Genomic DNA, 7,189 nt, shown 5'->3' on the forward strand with positions numbered 1-7,189 from the left:
CCGAAGATCCTGGCGACCGGCCCCTGCGTGATCCAGACCATCTGCACCTTATCGTAGTTCATAACGACGGTCTCGCGGTCGACGGCGCCGTTCACGAACGTGAAGAGGTCTTCACCGGCGTCGAACTCCGTGACCCTGTAAGAGACATGCGCAGCATAGAGTATCGCAAGGATTGCCAGCGCCGCAACCAGGGGCAGCATATACTGCAAGACCACGCTCGGAGTGCCGATGACCCCGGTCAGGGCTGCAACCTCACGGTAAACATACACTGAAGGGACGACCATCGCCAGAGCCACCACCAGGGATGTTACGGCGGCCCGTATCAGAAGCACACGCTTTGCGCCTTCGGGCTGCTTGTTCGGTCTACGTTCATAAACAAACTCCGGCACCAGCTCCCGGAGAACCCGCTGCTGGGTTGCATCATCTTTGAGCAGACAGAGAACCGGACGCGAACGCTCCCCGCCCTCTGATACCAGCCCTACCACCTCTGCCTCGATACACGACCTCCCCAGGAGCCGGGCCGCAAGCGTGCTCTTGACACGGACGGCATTGATCCTTGAGACGTCGAAAGATGTTTTGTAGGTCCTGATCAGCCCATGCTGCAGGTAGACCGTATCGCCCCTGCGGTAGACCTTGTAGTTGTAATAACGGAGTATCAGCGAGACCGACGGTGCAACCTGGACTGCAACGAACATCAGGAGTGAGAACATCGCCCCACCGCCCGCCTGAACCCCCGCTACCGTAGAGATATACAGCTCAAACAGGGAGTAGGCCAGGAACACCGAGCCAAGCAGGGTCTGATAGGTTGAGACACTGAGGAGACCGTGCATGATCACGTCCAGCGGGGTGAACGTTGCCAGGGACTCGATCGTCTCCTCCTCGTCCGGGGAGATGTCATGGTCATAGAGACGTTGCGACATCTCGGACCGTAGCCTCTCCGCGACATCCCGCTCAAACGTCAGGACCGCTTCCGGGACCATGGCGCTGGTCCCGGAATTGATGTTGATCAGCAGTTTCGATGTCCCAAAGAGCCTGTTTGGTATGTCACGGTTCACGTTGACCGATGCCATCTTTGCATAGGGGAGGGTCTTCTTCATCTGAAAGAGGGTATCCCTCTCGATAACGACATCTGTATCATTGAACTGGATGGTCGTTCTCTTCCACTGCCTGTAGTAGAAGAGCAGGAGCGCGACAAGAGCGAGCACAAGCATGCTCAGTATTGCGCTGCTATCGATCCATGCAACGAGGAGGATCAGCACCACCACTACCGAGGGGAACGCCCCAAGCGTCTTCTCCACGATGACGGTAGGATGGCACCTGATTTTTTCGCTGGACATGCTCATACCACCCGGGCACGGAGATCCCGACAGGGCCGCGCTTCTGCCGTCTCCTTCAGGACGGTCTTGTTCGTACCGCCGACCGGTGGCCGGTTCAGGTCGATGGAGAATGGTACCGCGTCTCTTCTGGCAGGGTGTCGTCCGTATCGCTGCTGCAACCTCTTACCTCCGGTTTCTGTCACTCGCCTGCAGGCCCCGGGCAGGGGGTCTGGGGATTCGACTTCCTATCCTGGAGCATTCTCCCGATCAGGTCGTTGAGCAGGTCTGCTACCTTCTCTGCCTCTTCAATCTCCAGGTAGTTGATGGTCGCATCCCCCCCCGCGGTGGTTATGGTGACATCCCCGAGCCCGAGCATGGTGTCAATCGGACCCCTGGAGACCTCCACCTGGTGCACCCGCTCGATCGGCACCAGGATGTGTCGTATCACGAGGATGCCATAGCGCACATCTACCTTGTCTTCAGTGATCTGGTATCTGTACCGGGCGTAGTAGACCGGAGGGGCCGCCACGATATAGATCAGGGCGACCGCCAGGACCGCCAGAGCGGCGTATTGAACAAAGTCGTAGTAAGGGCCCAGGAATTCCTGCGAGTAGGTCCTCAGGAGGAGGTAGGCCACCAGGAGTACTGCATATGATATGGCATAGCCGATGTACATCGAGAGCATGCACTTCCGGTTCAGCCTTCGGTAACCCTCCCCTCCTGCACCTATCTCGTGAACCGGCTCTCCCTCATCAACCATAGATCGCTCTCCAAGCGGGCCGGAAAAAGGCATAGTTAGAGTTTAGATTGAGCGCAATTTAAGTTATCTCGTCGAATATCTGCACTCTTCACTCCCGTGACCTCTGGTAAAGGAGGGCCCCTGCGGCCTGGAAGATGATGAGCGCCAGCACCAGGACGGCGGTATCGGCGACCGGGCCAAAGAGGGTCGTCCCATCGAACGCAAAGAGTATCAGGTCGTGGGCGTAGGTGAGAGGCGAGAGGAGAGCGATGCTCTGCCCCCATGCTGGCATGCTCGCGATGGGGATGAAGACCCCGCTGATGAAGAGGAGGGGCAGGCGGACGAGGTTTAAGAGCGACATCACCTCGCCCACGTTCTCTGTGCGGTAGGCGGCAAAGAGCGTGCCCATCGTCGAGAAACAGAGCGAGGTGAGCGCGATCCCAGTCAGGAGCGCCACGATGTGGAGGATTCCTGTGCGGAAGGCGACCAGACCGATCGCGGTCGTCGCGACGCCGATCGCTGATGCAAATATTGCGCCGCTCAGGCTTGCCCCGAGGACGATTGCCCGGACCGAGACCGGAGCGGAGAGGAGGCGGTCGAATGTCTTCGTCCTCCGCTCGATTGGGATTGAGACCGGTTCGATGGAAGAGGCGCTGAAGAGGAGGGTGATAGCAAGGAGACCGGGGATCAGAGTTCCCGGCGGGGCGTTCCTCCCTATGGCGAAGGCGAGGAACATCACAAACGGGAAGAGCAGGCTGGATACCAGGATGGAAGGCTTGAGGTAGTAGATCTTCATGTCCTTCCTTGCTATCGCCCATGCAGCACCGAGATCATAGGAGATCTCTTCAAGCAAGCCCGGCATCGGCTTCTCCCGTCTCCTTCTTTGTGCCGACGGAGAGGCCCGTGAGGCGGATAAAGACCTCCTCCAGGCTCGGTCCGCGGGTGGTGACGCTGATGGGACGCAGGTTTTGCTCTTTCGCAAGCACACAGAGGGAACCGAGGACCTCCGGGGGGTCCGCGGTGTAGAGCCGGAACTTATCCCCCTCTTTCCTGACCTCATTGACCTGCGGGAGCGTCCTGAGCGCCTCGAGGAGGCCGGGCTTCGTGGTATCAAAGGAGACCTCGACCGACTGGAGGCTCTCAAAGGTCTGTTTCAACTTCTCCGGCGCATCGATCGCCGCGATCGTTCCCCGGTTGATGATAGCGACCCGGTCGCAGGTGACATTCGCCTCCTCGATGTCATGGGTCGTCAGGAAGATGGTGACGTTCTTCTGGGCGAGGTCCTGGACGACGTCCCTGATGATCCGCCGGCTCTGGACGTCAAGCCCGGATGTTGGTTCGTCGAGGAAGAGGACCCTTGGTCTGTTCACGAGCCCCATGGCAAGCGTCAGGCGGCGTTTCATCCCCTTCGAGAACGCCTCTGCAGGCTCGTGGCGCCGTTCGTAGAGGTCGAAGGTCTCGAGGAGGTCCCGGGCGTTCCTCTGGATCTCCGCCTTCCCGAGATGATAGATCCGGCCGGTGAAGATGAGGTTGTCCCAGGCTGAGAGTTCGTCGTAGACGTTCGATGTCTCGGAGACAATACCCATCAACTGCTTTGCGGCCAGGGTGTCGCGGACGATATCGTGACCGTGGATCAGGGCGTGGCCGCTCGTGATGCGGGTCATGCCGGTGAGCATCCTGATGGTGGTGGTCTTGCCCGCCCCGTTCGGGCCGAGGAACCCGAACGTCTCGCCTTCCCCCACCCTGAACCTGATTCCGTTCACGGCGATGTTGTCGCCGAACCGTTTGGTGAGTCCGATCACCTCGATTGCGTCCATGGAGTCAGCCCATCTTCTGCTCTCCTTTCCCGGGATAGAGAGGTACCCCAGTATACCTGCCCTCCCGCTCTAATCAGAGAGGATCGCAAATATCCGCCGCAGGTCCTCGTTGAGCGGTTTCTTCTTCTGCCAGGTCTCCTCGAGCGGCGTGCACGCAAGTTCTCCCCCAACCTCTCCCACCATGCACCCGCTCCGGCCCTCAAGCAGCGCCTCGACGGCGGCGACACCGAGAAGGCTCCCGAGCACCCGGTCGCGGAGCGTCGGCGGCCCGCCCCGCTGGAGGTGCCCGAGGACGACGACGCGGGATTCAACGTCAAGGTGCTTCTTGACCTCCCGGGCAAGGTGGAAGGAGATGCCGGGCGTCTTCCCCTCCGCCACAACAACGATCGCGCTCTTCTTCCCGATCGTGAACCCCGCCCGTATCCGCTCGCTCATCCGGGCGACCGAGACCTGCTCTTCCGGGATGGCCAGTTCCTCGGCGCCGCCGGCGATGCCGCTCTCGAGCGCCAGGAACCCTGCCGTCCGCCCCATCACCTCGATGAAGAAGAGCCGCTCGTGGGATCGGGCCGTGTCGCGGATGCGGTCGATAGCCTCAACCGCACAGTTTGCCGCCGTATCGAACCCTATGCAGTAATCGGTCCCGTAGACATCGTTGTCGATGCTCCCCGGCACCCCGACGAGCGCTGCTGTGTCAGCATCGGCGGCAAGCAGGCTTGCGCCGTGGAATGTCCCTTCGCCTCCGATCAGGATGATGCCGTCAAGCCCCATCCGCTCGATGGCAGCAGCCGCCCGGAGCCTCCCCTCCCTTGTGTAGAAGTCAGAGTTCCGGGATGTCTCAAGGATGGTGCCGCCGAGGTGGATGGTGTTTCTGATCGCAGCGCGGTCCAGCGGTATCGTATCAGCGCCGATGAGCCCGGTATACCCCCGGCGTATCCCGACGATGGCGAGGTCATGCGCAAGCGCTGTCCGCACCGCAGCCCTGATGCAGGCGTTCATGCCCGGGGCGTCGCCGCCGCTCGTTAGGATGCCGATGCGTCTCATGGCTCCTCCGCATCTTCGAGCGCCTCCACGCCAGGGAGCGGCTTTCCTGCAAGCATCGTGAGCGCGGCCCCGCCGCCGGTCGAGACATGGGTCATCTCGTCGGCAAGCCCGAACCGGATCACTGCATCAGCGGTCGAACCGCCGCCGATGACCGTGGTGCCGGGGAGGTTGGCGAGGGTCGCGGCGACCCGGCGGGTTCCTTCCGCAAACTCAGGGACCTCAAAGACCCCCATCGGGCCGTTCCAGACGACGGTCCGGCATCCGGCAAGCGCCTGGCAGAACTCGCTCGCCGCCCCGGGGCCGATATCGGCGATGACCAGCCCCTCCGGGATGGCGGTGGCAGGCACGACCCGGGCCCCGGCGCCTGTGTCAAGCCTCCCGGCGACGACGACGTCCTGGGGTAGGAGGAGGCGGACACCGAGTTTTGCTGCCTTTGCGGAGATCCCTCGCACGTCATCCAGGCGGTCGGTCTCGACGGATGACGCCCCGGTCCCGTAGCCCCGGCTTGCAAGGAACGTCGCCGCCATGCCACCCCCGATGACAAGAAGGTCGACCCGGGGCACGATGTTTTCAAGGACACCCAGCTTGTCGCTCACCTTGGCCCCGCCGATCACGGCCGCAAACGGCCGGTCGGGGTCTTTCAGGATGCGGATAAAGGCGTCCAGTTCCTTCGTGAGCAGGAGCCCGGCCACCGCCGGCAGGTGCTCCGGGACGCCCACGATCGAGGCATGGGCCCGGTGGGAGGCCCCGAAGGCGTCGTTGACGTAGATCTCAGCGAGGCTGGCGAGTTGCTCCGCGAAGGCCGGGTCGTCTGCCCGCTCCTCCGGGTGGAACCGCAAGTTCTCGAGGAGGACGACGTCTCCCCCGCTCATCCCGGCAACCGCACTCTCGACCTCAGGGCCGATACAGTCCTGGAGCGCAAGAACCGGCTGGCCGAGGAGCATCGAGAGCCGGTTGGCCACGAGGGCGAGACGTAACCGCTTCACCACCACTCCCTGCGGCCGGTCCAGGTGGGAGCAGAGGATGACCCGTGCATCCTGCTCGCAGAGGTAGCGGATCGTCGGCAGGCTGGCCCTGATACGGGTATCGTCGGCGATGGAGCCGTCATCATTGAGCGGTACATTGAAATCAGCACGGACAAGCACCCTCTTCCCCCGAACCTCAATATCCCGGATGGTCTTCTTCCGTCTTGGTATCACGTTCTGCATATCAGGTATAACCCCCGGAGCAGCGGGGAGCGGCGGGACCGTTCGCGCCGGTGCCTGACCAGTCCCCGCAGGATTACGGTATTCCAGTGCATGCCTGCATTGGCATATATAGTGTTCGCCAGGGGTATGCGCAAGCATTTTTAGCCTGGAAGCTCCCGGGGCAGGGAAGTGCGATGGTTGAGTTGATCCTGCTGCGGCACGGCGAGAGCCTCTGGAACAGGGAAGGCCGGTTCACGGGCTGGACCGACGTGGACCTCTCGCCCCGGGGGATCGAAGAGGCCCACCGGGCGGCGACGCTTCTTGGGGACGGCGGGTATACGTTCCGCGTCGCCTGGACCTCGGTCCTGAAACGGGCCATCCGGACGCTCTGGATCGTCATGGACGACCTCGATCTCATGTACGTCCCGGTGCACCGGTCGTGGCGGCTGAACGAGAAGAGTTACGGCGCCCTGCAGGGCCTGGATAAGCAGGAGACCGCCCGGGAGTACGGTGCGGAGCAGGTGCATCTCTGGCGCAGGGCGTATGATGTGCGGCCGCCGCCGCTCCCGTGGGACGATCGCCGGCACCCGCGGTTCGACCCCCGCTACGCAGACCTGGACCCGGAGAGCCTGCCTGCGACCGAGTCCCTGCACGACACGCTCGAGCGGGTGCTCCCCTGCTGGGAGAGCCAGATCGCGGCGGACCTCGGGCAGGGTTTGCCGGTCCTGATCGTGGCTCACGGAAACAGCCTCCGCGCCCTCATCAAACACCTGGACGGAATCCCGGACGACGAGATAGCGGATCTCAACATCCCCACCGGCTACCCGCTCATCTACGAACTGGACAGTGACCTGAATGTTATCAGGCACTACTACCTGGGCGACCCGGAGGAGATCGCGGCGGCCGCCCGGGGCGTGGCCCGGCAGGCAGGACCGGGGTAAGTTTGGTGGGAGCGGGGGAGTGCGTGGGGATACCCGGCGGGAGGAGCCGTGCCCCGGGGTGTGGCTCCAGAGAAGAGTTTCCCGGGTTTGTCCCAGTATACCGGACCGTGGTGGATATTGCCCTTGGGGGGAGGGGCTGACGGGGAGG

At 62.5% G+C, this 7,189-nt stretch carries 7 protein-coding genes; 1 reads left to right on the plus strand and 6 read right to left on the minus strand.

Annotated features, from left to right (window positions below; translation table 11 throughout):
• The 6 genes from BP858_RS03545 to BP858_RS03570 form a co-directional block, all read right to left on the minus strand.
• Positions 1-1,337 (minus strand): PH domain-containing protein (locus BP858_RS03545; RefSeq protein WP_286878857.1); only part of this gene is annotated, 1,337 nt, incomplete at its 3' end.
• Positions 1,338-1,515: 178 nt separating this feature from the next.
• Positions 1,516-2,076: a PH domain-containing protein gene (locus BP858_RS03550; RefSeq protein ID WP_014868080.1), complete on the minus strand. Its 561-nt coding sequence runs from the start codon at positions 2,074-2,076 to the stop codon at positions 1,516-1,518.
• Positions 2,077-2,164: 88 nt separating this feature from the next.
• A complete protein-coding gene (locus BP858_RS03555; protein ID WP_062265327.1) occupies positions 2,165-2,917 on the minus strand; it encodes an ABC transporter permease in 753 nt (250 codons plus the stop codon).
• Positions 2,901-3,872, minus strand: a complete 972-nt coding sequence (locus tag BP858_RS03560) for an ABC transporter ATP-binding protein (RefSeq protein ID WP_062265324.1) — start codon at positions 3,870-3,872, stop codon at positions 2,901-2,903. Before BP858_RS03560 ends, BP858_RS03555 begins: the two co-directional genes overlap by 17 nt.
• A 69-nt stretch (positions 3,873-3,941) precedes the next feature.
• Positions 3,942-4,913, minus strand: a complete 972-nt coding sequence (locus BP858_RS03565; protein WP_214167050.1) for an ATP-dependent 6-phosphofructokinase — start codon at positions 4,911-4,913, stop codon at positions 3,942-3,944.
• The gene (locus BP858_RS03570) at positions 4,910-6,121 is read right to left on the minus strand and encodes a phosphoglycerate kinase (RefSeq protein ID WP_286878859.1); all 1,212 of its coding nucleotides are present in this window, start codon (positions 6,119-6,121) and stop codon (positions 4,910-4,912) included. Before BP858_RS03570 ends, BP858_RS03565 begins: the two co-directional genes overlap by 4 nt.
• Positions 6,122-6,294: 173 nt before the next feature.
• Here BP858_RS03570 and gpmA point away from each other — a divergent pair, with 173 nt between their 5' ends.
• Positions 6,295-7,041, plus strand: a complete 747-nt coding sequence (gpmA, locus tag BP858_RS03575; RefSeq protein WP_214167052.1) for a 2,3-diphosphoglycerate-dependent phosphoglycerate mutase — start codon at positions 6,295-6,297, stop codon at positions 7,039-7,041.
• The last annotated feature ends 148 nt before the right edge of the window (positions 7,042-7,189 follow it).

This window comes from Methanoculleus sp. UBA413 (assembly GCF_002502935.1).
Classification (GTDB): domain Archaea; phylum Halobacteriota; class Methanomicrobia; order Methanomicrobiales; family Methanoculleaceae; genus Methanoculleus; species Methanoculleus bourgensis.